Source organism: Enterobacter sp. PI-10, from assembly GCF_027947695.1.
GTDB lineage: Bacteria > Pseudomonadota > Gammaproteobacteria > Enterobacterales > Enterobacteriaceae > Enterobacter > Enterobacter vonholyi.
The window spans coordinates 434,175-455,896 of record NZ_JAJNOG010000003.1; the positions used below are offsets into that span (position 1 = coordinate 434,175).

The window sequence follows — 21,722 nt, forward strand, 5'->3', positions numbered from 1 at the left end:
GTGTAGGCCGGGTAAGGCGTAGCCGCCACCCGGCAATACCATTAGCGCAAAAGCACACAGTCCGGCGGCAACCGACACTGCAGCGCGCCGGGCAACACCTCAATGCGGAACTGCGTCCCGCTCAGCGGCTCTCCGTCGAGGTTAAACGTCATCCCGTGCGGCGCATTTACCTCAAACCACGCCGATTTCCCGTCAATGATATTTGGACTCTCTTCCGGCTGCGTCAGCGTGGTAAACAGCGCGGGCAGCAGGCCGTCGCCCGTGAAAATCCTCAGCTGTAGCTGACCGTCATTGATCAGCGCCTCCGGGCACAGCTGCTGACCGCCGCCTGCCTGTCGACCATTGCCAATGCCAATGACCAGCGCGTCACCCTGCCACTGAAAATCCTCGCCGCGAATTTCGCAGCGGTCAGGCTTGAGGGTGTCCATGCGCATCAGACCGTGGATCAGATACGACACGCCGCCCAGCGCCGCCTTCAGTTTTTCCGGCGTTTCGCTGGTGATGCGCGTGCCAAACCCGCCGGTCGCCATATTGATAAAGCAGGTTTTATCATTCACCTGCGCAATATCCACGGCGGTGGCTTTACCGAGGATCGCCAGCTGGAGCGCCTTCTCTAACTCCTCCGGGATCCCGGCGCTGGTGGCAAAGTCATTGGCGGTGCCGAGCGGTAAAATGCCCATCACCGGGCGGTTTGCCGAGGGCAGGTCTATTAGCGCTGAGGCAATCTCATTGATAGTGCCATCGCCGCCGCCGGAAATGATGGTCTCAACGCCAAGCCCGAGGGCTTCATTGATATAGCGTGCCGCGTCGCCTTTTTCCCACGTCACCCTGACGTGAATGCGCGCGCCGTCGTCGCGCAAGCCGCGAATTGCCTGACGCAACAGATCGTTGCCTGCACTTTTGCCATTGAGAATCAATAAACTGTCTGGATAGGTTGCCATCCGCGCTGCTCCCTTTTTTAGCGTTAGTAAGAGTGTATAGCAGAGAGGAAAAAAGCGGGTAAGAACAGGATGAAAGGAACAAAATATGCCCGAAAGCGCGTTACACTCCAGCGATGATATGAACTAATCACAGGAAAGTGATGATGAATAAAATTTTGGTAAGCGCGTGCCTGATGGGCTTCAGGGTTCGTTATAACGCAAGTGAAAAAGCGAGAATGAACGCGCAACTCGCTCGCTGGCAACAGGAACAACGTCTGGTTATCCACTGTCCTGAATTGGCTGCCGGGCTGCCTGTACCTCGTCCTCCGGCAGAGATTATGTCCGCTGATGGCAAAGACGTAATGCGCGGGCAAGCCAGAATTATTGAAAATACCGGGCAGGATGTGACCGCACATTATCAGCTTGCAGCCTGGCTTGCGCTACGCGCTGCTCAGGAGTCGGGGTGTAGCGCTGCATTGTTAACCGATGGCAGCCCAACGTGCGGCAGTGAGTTCATTTATGACGGTTCTTTTCGCGGAATACATAAAGCGGGGAGGGGAGTTGCGGCATCGTTGCTCGCAGAGCATGGGATCGCCGTGTTCTCAGAGAAGCAAATCGACGAACTCATTGCCTGGATTGAGGAGAGAGAAGGCAAAAAATAAGCCCGCGTAAGGGAGATTACGCAGGCTAAGGAGGTGGTTCCTGGTACAGCTAGCATTTATGGGTTATGTTTTTCAGCGGGGGGATAATACCCGTATTGAACGAAGCGGTATGTGATCCGATTCTAAGAATTATCCCAGCGCGAAAAAATTTCCCTGATTGACTATTTGCCGTGTGGGTTTCGGGTGCTTTCACCGTTGAAGTTACGCATCAGCAGCGCGAACTTCAGCTCCACCTCTTCCGGAACCGGCAGCCATACGGTATGCCCGTCGCCCGGCGCCACGTCAATCGCTTCGCCTTTGCCGTTTTCCAGATGCTCCAGCGTGAAGTTCATGTTGCCCTGCGGGGTCATCAGCTCCAGGCTGTCACCTTTGGTGAACTTGTTTTTCACCGCGACGGCCGCCAGCGCGCCTTTACGCTCGCCGGTGAAGTCACCGACAAACTGCTGGCGCTCGGAAACGGAGTAGCCGTGCTCGTAGTTCTGGTAGTCGTCGTGGGTATGACGGCGCAGGAAGCCTTCGGTATAGCCGCGATGCGCCAGGCCTTCCAGAGTTTCCAGCAGGCTGGTATCGAACGGTTTACCGGCGGCCGCATCGTCGATGGCTTTACGATACACCTGCGCGGTACGCGCGCAGTAGTAATAGGATTTGGTGCGGCCTTCGATCTTCAGGGAGTGCACGCCCATCTGGGTCAGACGCTCGACGTGGGCGATGGCGCGCAGATCTTTTGAGTTCATGATGTAAGTGCCGTGCTCGTCTTCAAAGGCGGTCATGTACTCGCCCGGACGTTTGGCTTCTTCAATCATAAACACGCTGTCGGTTGGCGCGCCGATGCCCAGCGTCGGCTCAACGTTGGTCACCGGAATAGGCTCGTGCTTGTGGACGATGTTGCCGACGTCATCCTCTTTGCCTTCCTGGACGTTATATTCCCAGCGGCAGGCGTTGGTGCAGGTGCCCTGGTTCGGGTCGCGCTTGTTGATGTAGCCAGAAAGCAGGCAGCGGCCGGAGTAGGCCATGCACAGCGCGCCGTGGACGAAGATTTCGATTTCCATATCCGGCACCTGAGTGCGGATCTCTTCGATCTCTTCCAGAGACAGTTCGCGGGACAGGATGACGCGGGTCAGCCCCATCTGCTTCCAGAACTTCACCGTTGCCCAGTTGACGGCGTTTGCCTGCACGGAGAGGTGAATATCCATCTCCGGGAAGTTCTCCCGAACCAGCATGATTAAACCCGGGTCCGACATGATCAGCGCGTCCGGCCCCATATCCACCACCGGCTTCAGGTCACGGATGAACGTTTTCAGCTTGGCGTTGTGCGGCGCGATGTTGACAACCACGTAGAATTTTTTGCCCAGGGCATGCGCTTCGTTGATGCCGAGCTGCAGGTTCTCGTGGTTGAATTCGTTGTTACGCACGCGCAGCGAGTAGCGCGGCTGGCCCGCATACACGGCGTCGGCGCCATAGGCGAAAGCGTAACGCATATTTTGCAGCGTTCCCGCCGGGGAAAGGAGTTCCGGTTTAAACATGTTTGTTCTCGTTCTGATGACAGGTCAGATCCGCGTGCACCCGGTGCAGCGGTAAGGGGAGATCCCCCACTTTAAGGGCGGGCATTGTAGCGCTGCGGGGCAGGGAGGTAAAGCGTCGAGTCGTATCACCGCCCATCCGGCGTGTACGCATATTTTTAGGTATTGTCTTTACCATCTGGCTTGAAAGACCGAGGCAATGCCGTTTCCCGCTTTAAGTACAAGCGTGGACTGAACGTCATTGCTTTTGCTTAATTCGAATCAACCAGATACAGGAAAACTAACTGATATTGAGATCGTGTATAACTTTTGAGCGTCATCAAGTCGTCTGTTCAGGAACCTATCTGAATACGTAGCTTGATTAATGAAGAGAAAAAGACGGAATCTGTTTATGAACCGTTACCATTAGTCAGGGGAAGAGTATGGCGAGGCTGGATTTCTGTGAACTTGCTTCTGCAAGCGCAGATACTGCAGATAGCGACCAATTTGAGAAGTTCGCAAAAATATTCATGGAAAAAATTTTGGGAGGGATTGTAACTAAAGGCCCAAGCCGCGGGGCGGATGGTGGCATAGATATACGGGTTGAGTTTGATATTGCCGGATGTCGAATTGCCAAACTTGTTAGTTGCAAACACTACGCTCCTTCTAAAAAGTCCGTTGGTCGCAGTGATGAAGAGGACATTCAGGACAGACTTGCTGAATTTGAATGTGATGAGTTTGTTGGATTTTATTCCACCATTGCATCGTCCGGACTTGAGCAAAAACTGGAGCGACTGAAAGCTAAAAAAGGGATTTTGTACCAGATTTATAATTCAGAGGATATTGAAACCTTATTACTGGAAAATCATGCGGGCTTTCAGTTAGCAAAGCGTTTTTTTCCTCGCTCAGTACAAAATATATTACCACAATTTATTGCTCTACTGCCCACCTTCACATCCTGTGACGCAGTGCGTCATTCTTCAGGTTGGATAGTCCCGGATGTTTATAGTGACTACGAGCCACGGGTCTACGCCTGTAATGCTAATTTAGCTGCACAGTATGCAAATGAGAAGGCGATGAATGATATCCATGAACCTATGTTCTTGCAGGCATGGAAAGATGCCGTCCATATGTTTTCAGATTATTTCATTATTCCTGCTGCCGGTATTAACAGTGTAAGCAATATTAATGACTTACCACCGGACTGGGATACTTCAGACGATATAATAAATTTATCCGCCGGGAAACGATGGGCACTTTTGGCTATCTGGAGTTTTTTTGATGATAAAAAGGTTAATGCTATTTTGAAGAAAATGCATAAACATCCTTCTCAGCAAGATTTGAACGTTATTAGCTTCGCTTTCCTGGCGATGATAACTGGCACCGAGCGTCGCGATGTATTAGCGCGACTTTTTGCTTATGCTACACCTTTTCGTTCCTGGTAAGGCCACAGTTTTAATGTCTGGAGTCTCTGCCCCGCAGTGCTGCGGGGCAATATTCTCACATTATCCTGCACGCATCCGCTTCCCAGCGATACCCCACGCCATACACCGCGCGAATAAACGACTGTTCGGCGTCCAGCGCTTCCAGCTTGCGGCGCAGGTTTTTGATATGGCTGTCGATGGTGCGGTCGGTCACTACGCGGTAATCGTCGTACAGGTGGTTCAGCAGCTGTTCGCGGGAGAAGACTTTGCCCGGCTCGTGGGAGAGGGTTTTGAGCAGGCGGAACTCCGCAGGGGTCAGGTCCAGCAGCTTGCCGCGCCAGCTTGCCTGGAAGCGGCTTTCATCCACAATCAGCGGGCTTTCAGCGTCCAGCACCTGAAGCTCGCGCTGCGGCCTGCAGCGGCGCAGAATGGTCTTCACGCGGGCTACCACCTCGCGCGGGCTGTAGGGCTTGCAGATGTAGTCGTCCGCGCCGATTTCGAGCCCCAGCAGGCGGTCAATCTCTTCAATTTTGGCGGTGACCATGACGATCGGCACGTCGGAGAAGCGGCGAATTTCCCGGCACAGGGTCAGTCCGTCAACGCCCGGCAGCATTAAATCCAGCAGGATCAGATCCGGCGGAGTCTGGCGCACGTACGGCAGCACCTGGTCGCCGTGGCTTATCAGGGACGGGGCATAGCTGGCCGCGCGTAAGTAGTCGATTAGCAGCTGTCCCAGCTTGGGTTCGTCTTCAACGATCAAAATGCGCGGCGTGTTTTCGTCAATCGGTAACTCGGTCATACTTCTCTCGATAAATCCCGTTCCAGAGGTAACTCTACTGTAATGCTAACCCCGCCAAAAGGCGAATGGGCGGCGCGGATCGTGCCATTATGCGCCTCGACGATGTTAACGCAAATCGCCAGCCCCAGGCCGGAGCCGCCGCTGGCGCGGTTGCGGGAGCCTTCGGTACGGTAGAAACGTTCAAACAGTTTTTCCAGCTGCGCGTCCTGCACGCCGGGGGCGGAATCCGCGAAGGTGAGGGCAAAGCGCCCGTTTTCCTGTCTGCCGGAGATGTGCAGCCCTCCGCCGCTGTCGGTGTAGCGCAGGCTGTTTTCCAGCAGGTTATTGAACAGCTGCATCAGCCGGTCTTTGTCGCCGAACACCACCGCGCTGTCCGGCAGGGAGAGATCGATTTTCAGGTTGCGGCTGGCAAACCGCTCGCGGAACGCGCCGCTGATCACTTCCAGAATATTAATCACGTCCACCGGCGCTTTCTGGTAGGCCAGCGCGCCTTCGTCGGACATGGAGAGCTGGTGGAGATCGTCCACCAGCTTGGTGAGCGTGCCCACCTCCGCCTGCAGGGAAGCCACCGATTCGGGCGTAAACTGGCGCACGCCGTCCTGAATGGCCTCCAGCTCGCCCCGCAGCACCGCCAGCGGGGTGCGCAGCTCGTGGGAGATATCGGCCATAAAGTCGCGGCGCATCTGCTGGTTCTTCTCCAGCGTGCTGGCGAGCTGGTTAAAGTCCTGCGCCAGCTTGCCCAGTTCGTCCTGGCTGCGGGTATCGACGCGGGTGGTGAAATCCCCGGCGGCGAGCTTGTGCGTACCCTCCACCAGCCGTTTTACCGGGGCGAGCAGACCGCGCGCCAGCGGGAAGGTGGCGAGCGCGGCGAGCAGCGTGGAGAGGGCGACAATCAGCCAGCTTGTGCGGCGCTGCTGGCGGTCAAAGTTGATGTCGGTGTTGCGCGTCAGGCGCTCCACCGGCGAGGCGATCACCCAGCCCACGGTGGCGTTATTCACTTTAATTGCCCGCCGGGTGCCGTCCGGCGGTATCGGCGCGCGCGGCCCAACCAGGGGGCGCATATCCTGGTCGATCACCCAGAACTGGGTGCGCCAGCCGTGTGGCGGCATGCCCGGCCCAGGGCGATCGTCACCGGTATCGTGCTCCAGCGAGCGCAGGATCTGGAAAATAAAGCGGTCGTTATTGCGCAGAAAACGCCAGTTGCCGTGTTGGGCGTACTGTTCACTCAGCGCATCGCTCAGTCCCTGTAAACGCTGTTCATTGCCATGCTTGATGTAATCAATAAAGCCGCGCTCGAAGCTTACCCGCACCGCCCAGTGCATGGTGATCAGCAGGACGATACAGGTGGCGAAGATCGCTACAAAGAGCTTGCCGGTAATACCCGGACGCCAGAATTTCATGAGCCACTCCTTTTGCCGCGCCTAATCACGACGTTCTTGCTGGTATCATCCGGCACTCTGGCGAAGATGAAAGCGGGCAGGGCGATGATGACCGCCATGCTGAGGTAGGTATACAAAAAGACCTGATGCGCCACCGGCGTGTCGACGCTGAGATGGTGCTGGCCGTACATGCCGAGCAGCAGGCCGGCAATGGTGACGCCCACGCTCATGGAGAGCTGCATCACCATCGACAGCAGGCTGTTGCCGCTGCTCGCCAGATCGTCAGGAAGGTCCTTCAGCGTCAGGGTATTCATCGACGAGAAGCGCATGGAGTTGATAATCCCCTGGCAGAACAGCACCAGCGGCAGGACGTAGTACCAGCCCATCAGCGCCACGGCCATAAACAGCAGGCTGACCAGCGCCAGCCCCAGCGTAGCGGCCACCAGCACGTGTCGATAGCCAAAGCGGTTGACCACCTGCACCACAACGCGCTTCATCCCCATGCTGCCGAGCACCATCGGGATCATCATCAGGCCCGCGTGGAACGGCGAAAAGCCCATGCCAATTTGCAGAAAAACGGGCGTCATAAACGGCAGCATCCCGCTGCCGATGCGTCCGGCGAAGCTGCCAGACAGGCCCAGACGGTAGGTGGGGTTTTTAAACAAGTTCAGGCTGAACAGCGCCTTATCGTTTCCTCTGGCGTGCCGGAGGTACCACAGAATAGCGGTGACGCCGAGAGCGACCAGAATACCCAGCGTCAGGGGGGAAATCCCGAGCCCTTTTTGCCCGTCCAGCGCCAGGGTAAGCGTAGCCATGCCCGCCGCCAGCAGGATAAAGCCGAAGAAATCAAAGCGCCGCGTCTGCATTTTGTAGTTCGGCATCAGCGCCAGGGTGGCCATCGCGCCGATGATGCCTACCGGGAGATTGATTAAAAAGATCCAGTGCCAGGAGGCGTACTCCACCAGCATACCGCCCAGCGCCGGACCCAGCAGCGGCCCCACCTGACCGGGCAGGGTCACAAAGGTCATCGCCGCCATGTACTGCTCGCGCGGCACAATCTTCATCACCGTTAGCCGCCCGACGGGGACCATCATCGCCCCGCCGATGCCCTGCAGCACGCGCGCCATGACCAGCTGGTCGAGGGTATTGGCCTGGGCGCAAAACAGCGAGCCGGTGGTAAACAGCACGATGGCGGTAAAGAAGATGTTCCGCACGCCGACCTTATCGGCCAGCCAGCCGCTCGCGGGCAGCATCACGGCCACCGTCAGCACGTAGGAGACAATCACCATGTGCATATGCAGCGGGCTCTCCCCCAGGCTTTTCGCCATGGAGGGGAGGGCGGTGTTGACGATGGTCGTATCCAGCGACTGCATAAAGAAGCCGAAGGCGACTATCCATAACTGCCAGCGAACGTTAGCGGGGAGATCGGTCATTTACTCGTCACCGTGGTTCTGTTTTTACGCGAGAAGCGCAGCCGCAGGCGGTCGAAGAACAGATAGACCACCGGCGTGGTGTACAGCGTCAGCAGCTGGCTCATCACCAGGCCGCCGACAATGGTGATCCCCAGCGGCTGGCGCAGCTCTGAGCCGTCGCCGCCCGAGATCACCAGCGGCAGCGCGCCAAACAGCGCCGCCAGGGTGGTCATCATGATCGGACGGAAGCGCAGCAGGCAGGCCTGGAAGATGGCCTCTTCCGGCGACAGATTGCCGTTGCGCTGGGCGTCCAGCGCGAAGTCCACCATCATGATGGCGTTTTTCTTCACGATACCGATCAGCAGCATGATCCCGATGAGCGCGATAAGGCTGAACGGCGCGCCGAACAGCTCCAGCGCCAGCAGCGCCCCCACGCCCGCCGACGGCAGCGTCGAGAGAATGGTCAGCGGGTGAACGTAGCTCTCGTACAGCACGCCCAGCACAATATAAACCGTGGCGATGGCGGCCAGAATCAAAATCACCTGCGAATTCATCGTCTCCTGGAACACCTGCGCGGTGCCGGCAAAGCTGCCGCGCACGGTGGACGGCACGCCAAGCTGCGTCATCGCGCGGTTGATAGCATCGCTGGCCTCAGAAAGCGACGAACCGGCGGGCAGGTTAAAGGAGATGGTCGATGCCGCCGATAGCCCCTGATGGTTCACCGACAGCGGCGCGTTGGCAGGCTGCCAGCTGGCGAAGTAGGAGAGTGGAATCGCCTTGCCGTCGTTGTTAATCACAAACATTTTGTCCAGGGCGCTGATGTCCTGGGTGTAGCGCGGGTCAACTTCCATCACCACCTTGTACTGGTTCATCGGCTGGTAGATGGTGGAGATCTCGCGCTGGCCGAAGGCGTTGTTCAGCAGGCTGTTGGCGGCTTCAACGTTAATACCCAGCCGCGACATGGTTTCGCGGTCATAGGTCAGCGCCATCTCGGCGCCGTTGTCCTGCTGATCGGAGTTCACGTCCGCCAGCTCCGGCAGGGCAGCCAGCGCCTTGCGGATCTTCGGCTCCCACTCGCGCAGGGCGGCCAAATCGTCCGAGAGCAACGTGTACTGATAGCTGGCGTTCGCCTGTCGCCCACCGACGCGGATATCCTGAACGGCCATCAAAAACAGGTTTGCCCCCGGCTCTTTGGCGAGCTTCACCCGCAGGCGGTCAATCACCTGCTGGGCGGTTTCGTTGCGCTCGCCGCGCGGTTTCAGGGTAATAAACATCATCCCGCTGTTGACGCGTGACCCGCCGGTAAAGCCGGTGACGTTATCCACGGCTTTGTCTTCACGAATGATCTTCATAAAGTCCTGCAGCTTGCCGCGCATCGCCTGGAATGAAATGCTCTGGTCCGCCTGAATGCCGCCCATCAGCACGCCGGTGTCCTGCTCCGGGAAGAAAGTTTTCGGGATGGTGATATACATCCAGACGTTGAGCACGATGGTGCCCATCAGCACCAGGCCGACAAGACGCGTATGGTTCAGCACCCACTTCAGCGATTTACCATAGCCTTCCTGCAGTGCCATCAGGAAACGGCCAAAGCCTTTGCGGCGCGGCTGCGAATGGGGTTTGCTGCGCTTGAGCATCCAGCCGCACATCATTGGCGTCAGCGTTAAGGAGATGACCAGCGAAATGCCGATGGCGACGGAGAGAGTGACGGCAAACTCGCGTAGCAGCCTGCCCGGCAGCCCGCCCATCAGCAGCAGCGGCAGGAACACCGCGACCAGCGACAGGCTCATGGAGAGTACCGTAAAGCCCACCTCGCGCGTGCCCTGCAGCGCGGCCTGCAGCGGCTTCACGCCCGCTTCCAGATGGCGGGAAATGTTCTCCAGCACCACGATGGCGTCATCCACCACGAAGCCCGTCGCAATCGTCAGGGCCATCAGCGACAGGTTGTTGAGGCTAAACCCGCACAGATACATGGCGGCAAAGGTACCGATCAGCGAGACCGGCACGGCCACCGCCGGAATAAGCGTCGCGCGGCCGGAGCGCAGGAACAGGAAGACCACCAGGATCACCAGCGCGACGGAGATCACCAGCGTTTGCTCGACCTCTTCCAGCGAGGCGCGAATGGTCGGGGAGCGATCCTGGGCAATTTGTAGATCGATCGCCGCCGGGATGGTCTCCTGCAGGTCCGGAAGACGGGCGCGAATGCTGTTCACCGTCTCGATAATGTTGGCCTCCGGCAGCTTGCGGATCATCAGCAGGATCGCCGGCTTGGCGTTGGTCATCCCGGCGTTGCGCACGTCCTGCACCGAATCGGTGACGCTGGCCACATCGCTTAAGCGCACCGCCGCGCCGTTGTTATAGTGGATGATGAGCGGCTGATATTCCGCCGCGGTTTTCAGCTCGTCGTTGGTGTGGATCTGCCAGCGGTGGCTGCCGTCCTCAATCGCCCCCTGCGGTTTACGCACGTTGGCGTTGCTGATGGCGGAGCGCACGTCGTCCAGCGACACGCCCTGGTTGAATAACGCCTGCGGGTTTAACCCCACGCGCACGGCGGGCAGGGAACTCCCACCGACGCTCACGTCACCGACGCCGTTAATTTGTGAGATTGTCTGCGCCAGCTGGGTAGACGCAAAGTCGTACAGCTGCCCCTGTGAGTACGTATCCGAGGTCAGCGTCAGGATCATGATCGGCGCGTCGGACGGGTTGGCCTTGCGGTAGGTCGGACGGCTCGGCATCCCGCTCGGCAGCAGGCTCTGTGCGGCGTTGATGGCCGCCTGCACGTCGCGCGCCGCGCCGTTGATATCCCGGTCGAAGCTGAACTCCAGAATGATGCGCGTGCTGCCCAGCGAGCTGCTGGAGGTCATCTCGTTGACCCCCGCAATCCGCCCGAGCGAGCGTTCCAGCGGGGTGGCAACCGACGAGGCCATGGTCTCCGGTGAGGCGCCCGGCAGCGAGGCGCTGACCATGATCACCGGGAAATCCACCTGCGGCAGGGGGGCCACCGGCAGCAGCCGGAAGCCCAGCACGCCGCAGAGGGTAATGGCGAGCGAGATTAAAATCGTCGCCACCGGGCGATAAATGAAGAGGGCGAAAAACTTCACTTATGCCTCCTCTTCACGTTTCGGGAAGCGGCTTTTGGTCCACAGCGCCAGGCGGTCAAACAGCAGGTAGATCACCGGCGTGGTGAACAGCGTCAGCACCTGGCTCACCAGCAGACCGCCGACCATGCCGATACCCAGCGGACGACGGAGCTCCGCGCCGACGCCGGTGCTGAGCATCAGCGGCAGCGCGCCCAGCAGGGCGGCCAGCGTGGTCATCAGGATAGGGCGAAAACGCAGCAGGCAGGCCTGGAAAATCGCATCGCGGGGCGACATGCCCTGCTCGCGCTCGGCGGCCAGGGCGAAGTCGATCATCATGATGGCGTTTTTCTTCACGATCCCGATGAGCAGGATGATGCCGATGATGGCAATCACGTCCAGCTCGCTGCCCGCCAGCATCAGTGCCAGCAGTGCCCCCACGCCCGCCGTCGGCAGGGTAGAGAGGATAGTGATCGGGTGGATAAAGCTTTCGTACAGCACGCCGAGCACGATGTACATCGCCACAACCGCCGCGACGATCAGCCAGATGGTGTTGCCCAGCGCGGCCTGGAACGCCAGGGTGCTGCCCTGGAACTGGGTCTGAATGTCGGACGGGAAGCTGAGCTCTTTTTCAGCCGCCTGAATGGCCTCCACCGCTTCACCCAGAGAGTAATTGTCCGGCACGTTAAAGGAGATGGTGGTGGACGGGAACTGATCCAGATGGTTGATCGACAGCGGGGTATAGCGTTCTTCCACCGTGGCGATAGCGCTCAGCGGCACAATGCCGCCGTCTTTGCTGGTCAGGCGCACCGAGTCCAGCCCCGCCAGGCCGGGCGTGTTCTCCGTGTTGTGCTCCAGCACCACGCGGTACTGGTTCGCCTGGGTGTAGATGGTGGAGATCAGGCGCTGACCGAAGGCGTTGTACAGGGCGTTGTCCACGTCCGCCATGGTGATACCCAGACGGCTGGCGGTATCGCGGTTGACGTTAACGTACGCCGCCAGCCCTTTGTCCTGCCAGTCGCTGCTGACGTCGGAGAGCTGGGGCAGGGTGTTAAGCTTGTTCACCAGCTGCGGCACCCAGGTGCTGAGGGCATCCAGCGTGGTGGCCTGCAGCGTGAACTGGTACTGCGTGCGGCTGACCTGCGTATCAATGGTCAAATCCTGAATCGGCTGCAGGTAAAGCTCAACGCCCGGCACGCGCGCGACGGCGTTTTGCAGACGCTCAATAACGGCGTTGACGCGATCGTCGCGTTCATCCAGCGGCTTGAGGTTGATCTGCAGACGCGCGCTGTTAAGCGACGGGTTGGTGCCGTCGACGCCCACGTAGGAGGTCAGGCTCTCGACCGCCGGATCTTTCATGATGATTTCAGACACCTGCTGCTGGCGCTGGGCCATATTGGCGAAGGAGACCGACTGCGGGGCCTGAAGCGTGCCCTGGATAATGCCGTTGTCCTGGATCGGGAAGAAGCCTTTCGGAATGAAAATCCACAGCATCACGCTGAGCGCCAGCGTGCCGAGCGCCACGCCGAGCGTTGCCCACGGATGGTTCAGGACTTTCGCCAGCACGCGACCATAGGCGGCAATAATGCGCTCGAACATGCGCTCGGAGGCGCGCGAAAAGCGGTTTTGCTTGCGCAGGGACTCGTGGCTCAGCATGCGGGCGCACATCATCGGCGTCAGAGTCAGCGACACCACGGCGGAGATCAAAATGGCGACCGCCAGCGTCACGGCAAACTCGCGGAACAGCCGCCCGACGATATCGCCCATAAACAGCAGCGGGATCAGCACCGCAATCAGCGAGAAGGTCAGCGAGATAATGGTAAAGCCGATTTCCCCTGCGCCCTTCAGCGCGGCGGCCAGCGGTTTTTCGCCTTTCTCGATATAGCGTGAGATGTTCTCGATGACGACGATGGCGTCATCCACCACGAACCCGGTGGCGATGGTGAGCGCCATCAGCGTCAGGTTATTGATCGAAAAATCGAGGAACACCATCACCGCAAAGGTGCCGACCAGCGAGAGCGGCACGGCGACGGCGGGAATAATGGTTGCCGGAACGTTACGCAGGAACAAATAGATGATCATGACGACCAGCGCAATTGCCAGCATCAGCTCAAACTGGGTGTCGGTGACCGACGCGCGAATATTCGTGGTGCGGTCGGAAAGCACCTTCACGCTGACCGATTTCGGCAGGCTTTCGATCAGCTGCGGCAGCATGGTGCGGATGCTGTCGGCGGTTTCGATGATGTTCGCGCCCGGCTGGCGCTGCACGTTCATCACGATCGCCTGCTGCCTGTTGGCCCAGGCTCCCAGCCAGCTGTTTTCCGCACCTTGTTCTACGGTCGCCACGTCGCCCAGACGCACCGGCGCGCCGTTCTGGTAGGCGATAATCAGCTGACGATATTCGTCGGCGGACTGCATCTGGTCGTTCGCCGAGAGCGTCACGGCGCGGGTAGGGCCGTCCAGCGAGCCCTTCGCCGAGTTGACGTTGGCGTTGCTGATGGCGGTGCGGATGGTTTCACTGGTGAGCCCCAGCGCGGCGATGGCCTGCGCGTTCAGCTTGACGCGCACCGCCGGGCGCTGTCCACCCGCCAGGGTGACGAGGCCGACGCCGGAAACCTGAGAAATTTTTTGCGCCACGCGCGTTTCGACCATGTCCTCTACCTGGGTCATCGGCATTGCGGAGGAGGTGACGGCCAGCGTCATGATCGGCGGATCCGCCGGGTTCACCTTGCTGTAGACAGGCGGGTTAGGCAGATCCGACGGCAGCAGGTTGGTGGCGGCGTTGATGGCCGCCTGTACCTCCTGCTCGGCGACGTCCAGCGACAGCGTCAGCTGGAACTGCAGCGTCACGACGGATGCCCCGCCGGAGCTCTGGGAGGACATCTGTTTTAGCCCCGACATCTGGCCGAACTGGCGCTCCAGCGGTGCGGTGATGGCGGAAGTCACGACATCCGGGCTGGCGCCGGGATACAGCGTCACCACCTGAATCGTTGGGTAATCCACCTCCGGCAGCGCCGATACGGGCAGGAAGCGATAGCCGATAATCCCGGCGAGCAGGATCGCCACCATCAGCAGCGTGGTGGCGACAGGACGAAGGATAAACAGGCGTGACGGCCCACCTGTAGAGCCTGGCGGCAGCACCTGCATCAGGATTTCTCTCCCTGTTTCGCAGGTTCAACCACTTCCACTTTGGCCCCTTCGGTCAGACGGTCAATACCGTCGGTGACCACGCGGTCGCCTGCGGAAAGGCCGGCGCTGATGACCACCGTCTGGCTGTCCTGAATACCGGTTTTTACCAGATGCTTGCTGACCTTATTGTCGTTGTTGAGCACCCAGACAAAGTTGCCTTCATTACCCATCTGCAGTGCAGCGGTGGGGATCACCACCGCGTTTTCTTCGGTCGCAACCAGCATGCGCGCATTGACGAACTGGTTCGGGAAGAGGGCATCGTCCTGGTTATTAAAGCGCGCCTTCAGCTTGATGGTGCCGGTGGTGGTGTCGATCTGGTTATCCAGACTGAGCAGGGAGCCTTCGCTCAATTTCTGCTTGTTGGTGCGGTCCCAGGCTTCCACCACCAGGCCTTTACCGGTTTTTTGCGCCTGCATGACGGTCGCGATATCGCTTTCCGGCAGGGTAAAGACTAAATCAATCGGGTGGGTCTGGGTGATCACCACGATGCCCGTGGTGTCGCCGCTGGAGATTTGGTTGCCGATATCGACCTGCTTCAGGCCGACACGCCCGTCAATTGGCGCGGTGATACGGCTCCAGTCCAGCTGCAGCTGGGCGCTGGCAACGGCGGCTTCGTCGGCTTTGATAGTGCCCTGCGTTTCGCTGACCAGCGACTGCTGGGTGTCCAGCTCCTGACGAGACACGAGGTTGGTTTTCACCAGCTGCTGGTAGCGCGCTAAATCCCGGCGGGCGTTGGCGAGCGTGGCTTTGTCTTTCGCGAGCTGTCCCTGCGCCTGGGCGAGGGCGACCTTAAACTGGCTCGGATCGATTTCCGCCAGTAAATCACCGGCTTTGACCTGCTGACCTTCCTGGAAGTGGATCGCGACGAGCTGGCCGTCGACGCGGCTGCGCACCGTGGCGGTATTGGCGGCGGTAATGGTCCCGAGACCTGTGAGATAGCGAGGAACGACTTTATTCACCGCCGTCGCCGCCTGTACCGGCGCCAGGGCTCCGCCGCGCATGCCGTGACGCCCTCCGCCTGCCGGGCGCTGTGCCTGATTGCTGGCACCGGCGGGAGCTGCGGAGTTCGCGGATTGACTGTGCCAGTACCAGGCGGCGGCAAGGGCCACCACAATGATGCCAGCGGCGATTGCCCAGCGGGATTTGTTACTGCCTTTCATCGTTATACGTTCTCATCCTGAAGACTTCGGGGAATGATACTAGTTTAGTCAGCTAACACAGCGGAAAAATGGAGGAAATATGGAAGACTGTCAGGAATGGTCTGAATGGAGGTAAACGCAAAACGGCAACATCCGTTGCCGTTTTTGATGTTTTATCCCTCTCCCACAGGGAGAGGGCCGGGGTGAGGGCACCAGGCCGCACCGCAACAACGCTAGCTAAACATCACCTGCGCCCAGCGCGCCAGACCGGCTGTAACGGAACCAAAATCATCGCCACCTGCAATCGGAATACCCGGCAGCTGTTCGGCCAGCGCTTTCTTAATCAGCGGTGAACGGGCGCTACCGCCGGTCAGGTAGATGACGTCCGGCTTCTCTTTGCCGTTCTCCAGCGCCAGCTGCACCTGTTCCAGAATGCGCTGCAGCGGCTGGGCAAGCGCCGTCTCCAGACCGTCCTGCGAAATGGCGGTGGCCAGTTCGTCGCTGATAAACGGCAGGGAGACCGCATGCTCGGCGCGGTCGGAAAGGGCGATTTTGCTCTCTTCCGCGGTACGCACCACGCGGTAGCTCAGACGCTGGCGCCACACTTTATAGAGGAGGGCGACTTTTTCGGCGTCCTGGGCATCGCGAACCAGATCGTTAAGGAAGCGGCCGTTCGCGGTGCTGTAAAAATCACTTTGCGCAGGCACATCGTTGATAGCAATCGCATTCCACCACGGCAGGATCGGCAGGGCGATGCCTTTTTCCGTCTGACCGCCCATGCCGAGCAGCGGCATCAGGCTTTTGAATGCCAGCGCGATATCGAGATCGTTACCGCCTACGCGGCAGCCGCTGTGCCCGAGCAGGCTGTTTTCACGATCGCGACGGTTATGCCATTCGGGGCCCATCAGCAGCAGCGAGCAGTCCGTCGTGCCCCCGCCGATATCCACGACTAATACGCGCTTCTCTTCCGTCAGCGTGGCTTCAAAGTCCAGCCCCGCGGCAACCGGTTCATACTGGAATACCACATCGCGGAAGCCTGCGCGGTGCGCCGCGCGTTCAAGGATCCCCTGCGCCTGCTGGTTGGCCTCGTCGCCGCCCAGCCCCTGGAAGTTGATCGGGCGGCCAATCACCGCCTGGGTAATCGCATCGGTGACCTGCGTCTGCGCCTGATTGCGAATATGCAGCATCATCGCACACACCAGGTCTTCGAACAGAGCGACCTGCTGCGGCTTCAGGCCGCTGGCGCCGAGGAAGGATTTTGGCGACTTAACGAAATAGACTTCTTCGGGGTCTTCAATGTAGTGCCCGAGCGAAGAGAGGCCGAACTGCACGCTGGACGGCGAAACGTCGATGTCTTCCTCGCGATTAAAGCTGACCGCCCGGCGCAGCAGCGCCTGGGTCTCCGCCGCCGTGGCCGGAACCTGGTGGTGGCGGAACAGCCATTCACTCACCGCTTCACGCGTCGGCGCGCAGAGCATTGACGGCAGCAGCGTGCTCTCTTTTTCCATTTTCAGGAGCCGTGGCTGCCCGTTTTGCATAATCGCAACCGAGCAGTTTGCCGTACCGTAGTCAAATCCAATAAACACGATGAATCCCCATGCCGGTGAGAAGGGGCGAGACTTTAACGAAATGTCCGCATGGCGACAACAGGAATATGAAAGCAAGGCGAAACAGGACCTTTCCGTTTATGCTGTGAAGAACCCAAAAGGAGAGACGATGTACACCCTGAACTGGCTTCCCCCTTACGACTGGCAGTGGATGTTTGGCTTTCTTGGCGCGCGTGCGGTGACGGGCATTGAAACCGTCACAAGCGACTACTACGAGCGCAGTTTTGCCTGCGAAGGGCATCAGGGAATATTTCGCGTGACGCCGGATATCGCTGCCCATACGCTGACCGTGACGCTCAGTCCGGGGTTGATTCCGATTGCGCAGGCATGCCTCGAGCGCATAGAACGCCTGTTCGATCTCTCCTGCAACCCGCAGCACATAGCGGATACGCTGGGCGATCTCGGAGCTGCAAGGCCGGGCTTACGTTTGCCGGGATCGATGGATGCGTACGAGCAGGGCGTCCGGGCGATCCTCGGGCAGCTCGTGAGCGTGGCGATGGCGGCGAAGCTGGCGTCGCGCGTGGTGGCGTTATGCGGCGAACCGGTGGCGGATTGCCCGGGGTATCTCTGCTTCCCCACGCCGCAGGCGCTGGCGGCTGCGGACCCGCTGGCGCTGAAAGCGTTGGGCATGCCCGTAAAACGCGCGGAGTCGCTGATTCATCTGGCGCAGTCGGTTATCGACGGAACGTTTCCGCTTTTCCCGCCCGTGAATATAGAAGAGGGGATGAAGGCGCTACAGCAGCGGCCGGGGATAGGGCGCTGGACGGCAAATTATCTGGCCCTGCGCGGCTGGCAGGCGAAAGATGTGTTTCTGCCGGATGATTACCTGATTAAGCAACGCTTCGCAGGAATGACGCCCGCGCAAATTCGTCGTTATGCCGAACGCTGGAAACCGTGGCGCTCCTACGCGCTGCTGCACATCTGGTATACCGACGGCTGGGCACCGTCAGTTGATGGCGAAATAGCTGGTGTTTAGCAGAAGATCTAATGGCTGCGGCTCGGCGATAGTGTCGCCATAGATAAAATCAATGCCGATGCCCGAGAGCGTATCCATCATGATGGGCTGATTACACGGCCCTGCTATGGTCTTCATCCCCAGACGCTGGGCGTGGCCCTGAACAATGGTCACCATCATCTCATCCATCAGATTGCCATAGACGTTGCTGACCACCTCTGCGTCCAGCATCAGATAGTCGGCCATGTTCGGGCTCAGGTGCGTGAAGACGTTCATGTCGCGTCCTATCTGGCTGAAGATCACACGGCAGCCCGCCTGGCGAAGCTTTTGCAGACCCCGTTGCAGGTTTTTATCCGGGCTGCACACCACGTCGGCAGAGATAACCAGATGCAGGAGACGGCCCGGCATGGGGCTTTTATCCAGCAGCTCGAGAAGTTCATCGACCAGCGTTACGCTGGCTAAACCGGCCTCAGAAAGCGGCAGTGCCACGCCCATGCCTTTACTGGCCACCTGCGCGGCGAAGGCACGGAAAAATTCACTAAAGATACGTCTGTCGAGGGCGTGCAAAAGCTCAGGCTCCGCCAGGCCCGAGCGGAAGGCATGCTCCTCCTGTACTTCGCCCTGGCTGGTCCACAGGCGTAACGAAAGCAGCCAGAAATTACTGCTTTCCGGGATGCGCGGGGAGGCGACGCTGCGGGCGATCATCATCAGATGATTGTCTTTAATCATGTGCCACTGTTCATCAAGCGACATCATGCTGCGCGTGTTGTGATCCCGCTCCTGCTGGGGTTCGTAAACCGTCACAGTACCGCGCCCGTTGTTTTTTGAGGCGTAACAGGCAATATCCGCCTGCGACATTACCTCTGACGCCTGATGGTTATTTTCATCAATCAGCGTGATACCTGCGCTGGCGCCGATCCGGTGCAGGCGGCCTTCCCACATAAAGTGATAGTCGTTGATGGCATGAATCAGGCGACCGGCAATATAGCGCGCGCTTTCAATATTGCAGTCCGGTAACAGTAACCCAAACTCATCCCCGCCCAGGCGCGCCAGCACGTCGCTGGAGCGGAGCATGGTCAGCATCAGAGAAGAGAGTTCCCGCAGCAGGGCATCGCCCGCCGCATGGCCCGCCGTATCGTTGACGGCTTTAAAGCGATCGAGATCGATAAAGACAAGGGCATGGCGCTGTCGCGTTTCGCGAACGGTCTGCAGGAGTCGTTTGAGATGATTTTCGAAGCTGACCCGGTTTGCCAGATGGGTCAGGGCATCGTGGGAGGCGCTGTAGCTCAGCTGGCGCAGCATTTTGCGCGACTCTGTCACGTCCTGAATCACGATAACCGAGCCAATATTCTGTCCATCCAGCGTGCTGAGCGGCGTAATGCTGTAGTGGATATCAAAATTGCCGCCGGTACGGCAGTTCAGCACCACATCCTGATCGATATCGGAACGGGACATATCGCCGCTGTGAATATTCTCCATCAGCGGCCCTTTTTCACCGAAGGTGATGTGCAACACCTTCAGGATCGGCTGGCCGATAGCCTCAGTCTGCAGCCAGCCGCTCATTTTCTCCGCGACCGGGTTCATAAAGGTGACGTTCATGTTGATATCGGTGCACAGCACCGCTTCACCGATAGAGTCGAGCGTGATGTGCAGCCGCTCTTTTTCCTGGAAAAGCGCCTCGTTAAGCTGCTTAACCTCGGTCATGTCCATGTTGATGCCGAGCAGCCGTTCGACTTCGCCCTGCTTATTGAGCACCCGGTTCGCCAGGGAGCGAATATGGCGCACGCCTTCCTTCACGCGGATGCGGAATTCCAGCTTAAACGGCAGACGGGATATCAGCGAGTCCCGCAGCACCTTCTCAGCGTGGGCACGGTCTTCCGGCAGCATCGTATCGTGCCAGAGCTGCCAGGTAGGCTTGATATGCGGCGGGATTTCATACAGCTCAAACATCCGCTTGTCCCAGCTGATGATGTCTGGCTCGAGATCCCACTCCCAGATGCCGATGCCGCCCGCTTCGTTAGCAAGCGTAATGCGCTCCATCAGGCGCTTATTGACCCACTCGGTCTGCTTCAGGTCGTTAATGTCTTCAATCTGGGCGATAAAGTAGAGCGGCGAGCCGTCGGCATGGCGCACGACGGAGACGGCAAGCAGCGCCCAGACCACTTCCCCGTCGCGGGTGTAGTAGCGCTTCTCGAGGGTGTAAGTGTTGATGTCGCCGTTGACCAGCTGTTCGAGCTGCTCCAGGTCGGTATTCAGATCTTCCGGCCAGGTGAGCTGCTGGAAGGTCAGCGACTGGAGCTCCGTCTGGCTGTAACCGAGGAAATTGCACAGCGCCTTGTTAGCCTGAAGCCATTTACCTTCGATGCTGACCAGCGCCATACCGATGGCGGAATACTCCATCGCATTGCGGAAACGCTCCTCGCTTTCGGTAATGTGCTTGCGCTCGGCGCGGAAGGCGTACATCACCATGGTCATCACGTTGGCAGGCAGGAGCAGCATCAGAAACGGCAGCCAGGGGGCGTTCAACATCGGCCCGACGTGTTGGGTTGTCAGCGCCACCGGGTTCCGGGCAATCATCAGCGATACAACCATCACGGTGACAAGAAACACCATGAATGCTTCCATCCGCGGCAGGCGCACCGCGCTCCACATAAGCAAAACGATAACGCAGGTGAAAGGCCACGGCAGCCAGGTAATGGCTGCCCAGCTGAGGGCCAGCGTCACGGCCAGGGTGGTCAGGGTTTCCAGCAGCAATCGCGGGTCACGGTGGCGCAGCAGATAATGCGGTTTAAACAACAGACCCAACGGTACCACCGCCAGCGCGCCAATGGCTTCAGACAACACCCAGACGAAGAAATTACGCGCTGGTTCAGGGCCGGGCGCCAGCAGAGACACCAGGACGCCGCCCACCAGGGGCGGTATCACGGCGCTGCCGATGGCCACCCGGATCCAGTCATTCAGATTCTGCAGCGGGTTGTACCACGGCAGCAATTTGCGCAGCAATAACGCACCGGTAAAGGCTTCAACCACGTTAATTAAGGTGTAGGTGAGGTTTATCGATCCCCACGAAAACAGCATCCATGTGGCCAGAATATTGCCGAACGAACAGGCCAGGGCGATTCCCGCCCACATTTTTCCTGCATGGCGATAAAACGCCACCATCATAATGGCGGTGGGGAACCAGAGCGGGGCCAGCAGGGTGCCGAACCGGGTGAGCTCCAGCGAAAATAAGGTAAAGATAAAGGTGACCAGGCCCAGACAGACAAGTCGTATTAAAGGATGTGGGGTGGTAACCAAAACCCGCTGGTATTGTTTATTCATTACCGCTTTATCCAGAGACGCCATGCCGTCAGGGAAGATGTCCGAACGCGTGAATTTGATAATTTGGTTTATGCTAGTACAAACAATTTACAATTCATATGGTGACCGCTCAGAATTTGACACTACAGACTTATTAAATAGAAGCTCCGTGAAAAAAAACGGTTAAACGCTGAAAAAACGCTCATTTAAATTTCACTCAGGGAATAAGACGTCACTTTTAGGCCAGTCTCGCAGAACCTGTGCATTCGACTGGTATCACGCCCGCGAAATCCCTATAATTGCCGCGTTTGACGCTCCGGCGTCGTCCTTCCTTAACATCCAGGTTAATCAGGTCGCTAAATT

At 58.7% G+C, this 21,722-nt stretch carries 13 protein-coding genes; 3 read left to right on the forward strand and 10 right to left on the reverse strand.

Annotated features, from left to right (window positions below):
* Window positions 1–41: 41 nt before the first annotated feature.
* The gene (yegS, locus tag LRM19_RS10415) at window positions 42–941 is read right to left on the reverse strand and encodes a lipid kinase YegS (protein ID WP_271368665.1); all 900 of its coding nucleotides are present in this window, start codon (window positions 939–941) and stop codon (window positions 42–44) included.
* Window positions 942–1,081: 140 nt separating this feature from the next.
* On the opposite strand from yegS, the gene LRM19_RS10420 reads away from it, so the two are divergent.
* Window positions 1,082–1,582, forward strand: a complete 501-nt coding sequence (locus tag LRM19_RS10420) for a DUF523 domain-containing protein (protein WP_115875813.1) — start codon at window positions 1,082–1,084, stop codon at window positions 1,580–1,582.
* A 161-nt stretch (window positions 1,583–1,743) separates the two neighbouring features.
* Here LRM19_RS10420 and trhP read toward each other — a convergent pair whose 3' ends face one another.
* A complete protein-coding gene (trhP, locus tag LRM19_RS10425; protein ID WP_023312421.1) occupies window positions 1,744–3,105 on the reverse strand; it encodes a prephenate-dependent tRNA uridine(34) hydroxylase TrhP in 1,362 nt (453 codons plus the stop codon).
* 419 nt (window positions 3,106–3,524) lie between these two features.
* Here trhP and LRM19_RS10430 point away from each other — a divergent pair, with 419 nt between their 5' ends.
* A complete protein-coding gene (locus tag LRM19_RS10430; protein WP_271368666.1) occupies window positions 3,525–4,526 on the forward strand; it encodes a hypothetical protein in 1,002 nt (333 codons plus the stop codon).
* 55 nt (window positions 4,527–4,581) lie between these two features.
* Here the strand turns inward: LRM19_RS10430 and baeR are convergent, their stop codons facing one another.
* From baeR to yegD, 7 genes are all read right to left on the reverse strand, one after another.
* The gene (gene baeR / locus LRM19_RS10435) at window positions 4,582–5,304 is read right to left on the reverse strand and encodes a two-component system response regulator BaeR (RefSeq protein WP_115875811.1); all 723 of its coding nucleotides are present in this window, start codon (window positions 5,302–5,304) and stop codon (window positions 4,582–4,584) included.
* Window positions 5,301–6,704: a two-component system sensor histidine kinase BaeS gene (baeS, locus tag LRM19_RS10440; protein WP_111965795.1), complete on the reverse strand. Its 1,404-nt coding sequence runs from the start codon at window positions 6,702–6,704 to the stop codon at window positions 5,301–5,303. The genes baeR and baeS overlap by 4 nt, the downstream gene beginning before the upstream one ends.
* Window positions 6,701–8,116 carry an MFS transporter gene (locus tag LRM19_RS10445; RefSeq protein ID WP_271368667.1) on the reverse strand — a complete coding sequence of 472 codons (1,416 nt, stop codon included), beginning with the start codon at window positions 8,114–8,116 and terminating at the stop codon, window positions 6,701–6,703. The genes baeS and LRM19_RS10445 overlap by 4 nt, the downstream gene beginning before the upstream one ends.
* Window positions 8,113–11,193: a multidrug efflux RND transporter permease subunit MdtC gene (gene mdtC / locus LRM19_RS10450; protein ID WP_271368668.1), complete on the reverse strand. Its 3,081-nt coding sequence runs from the start codon at window positions 11,191–11,193 to the stop codon at window positions 8,113–8,115. The genes LRM19_RS10445 and mdtC overlap by 4 nt, the downstream gene beginning before the upstream one ends.
* Window positions 11,194–14,316, reverse strand: coding sequence for an MdtB/MuxB family multidrug efflux RND transporter permease subunit (locus LRM19_RS10455; RefSeq protein WP_143345308.1), 3,123 nt, complete (start codon window positions 14,314–14,316; stop codon window positions 11,194–11,196).
* Window positions 14,316–15,518 carry an MdtA/MuxA family multidrug efflux RND transporter periplasmic adaptor subunit gene (locus LRM19_RS10460; protein ID WP_271368669.1) on the reverse strand — a complete coding sequence of 401 codons (1,203 nt, stop codon included), beginning with the start codon at window positions 15,516–15,518 and terminating at the stop codon, window positions 14,316–14,318. The genes LRM19_RS10455 and LRM19_RS10460 overlap by 1 nt, the downstream gene beginning before the upstream one ends.
* 212 nt (window positions 15,519–15,730) lie before the next feature.
* Window positions 15,731–17,083 carry a molecular chaperone gene (gene yegD, locus LRM19_RS10465; protein WP_127731634.1) on the reverse strand — a complete coding sequence of 451 codons (1,353 nt, stop codon included), beginning with the start codon at window positions 17,081–17,083 and terminating at the stop codon, window positions 15,731–15,733.
* Window positions 17,084–17,213: 130 nt separating this feature from the next.
* On the opposite strand from yegD, the gene alkA reads away from it, so the two are divergent.
* Window positions 17,214–18,080: a DNA-3-methyladenine glycosylase 2 gene (gene alkA / locus LRM19_RS10470; RefSeq protein WP_271368670.1), complete on the forward strand. Its 867-nt coding sequence runs from the start codon at window positions 17,214–17,216 to the stop codon at window positions 18,078–18,080.
* On the opposite strand, the gene LRM19_RS10475 is transcribed toward alkA, so the two are convergent.
* On the reverse strand, window positions 18,051–21,380 hold the full coding sequence (locus tag LRM19_RS10475; protein WP_271368671.1) for a diguanylate cyclase: 3,330 nt from the start codon (window positions 21,378–21,380) through the stop codon (window positions 18,051–18,053). The genes alkA and LRM19_RS10475 overlap by 30 nt on opposite strands.
* Between the last annotated feature and the right edge of the window lie 342 nt (window positions 21,381–21,722).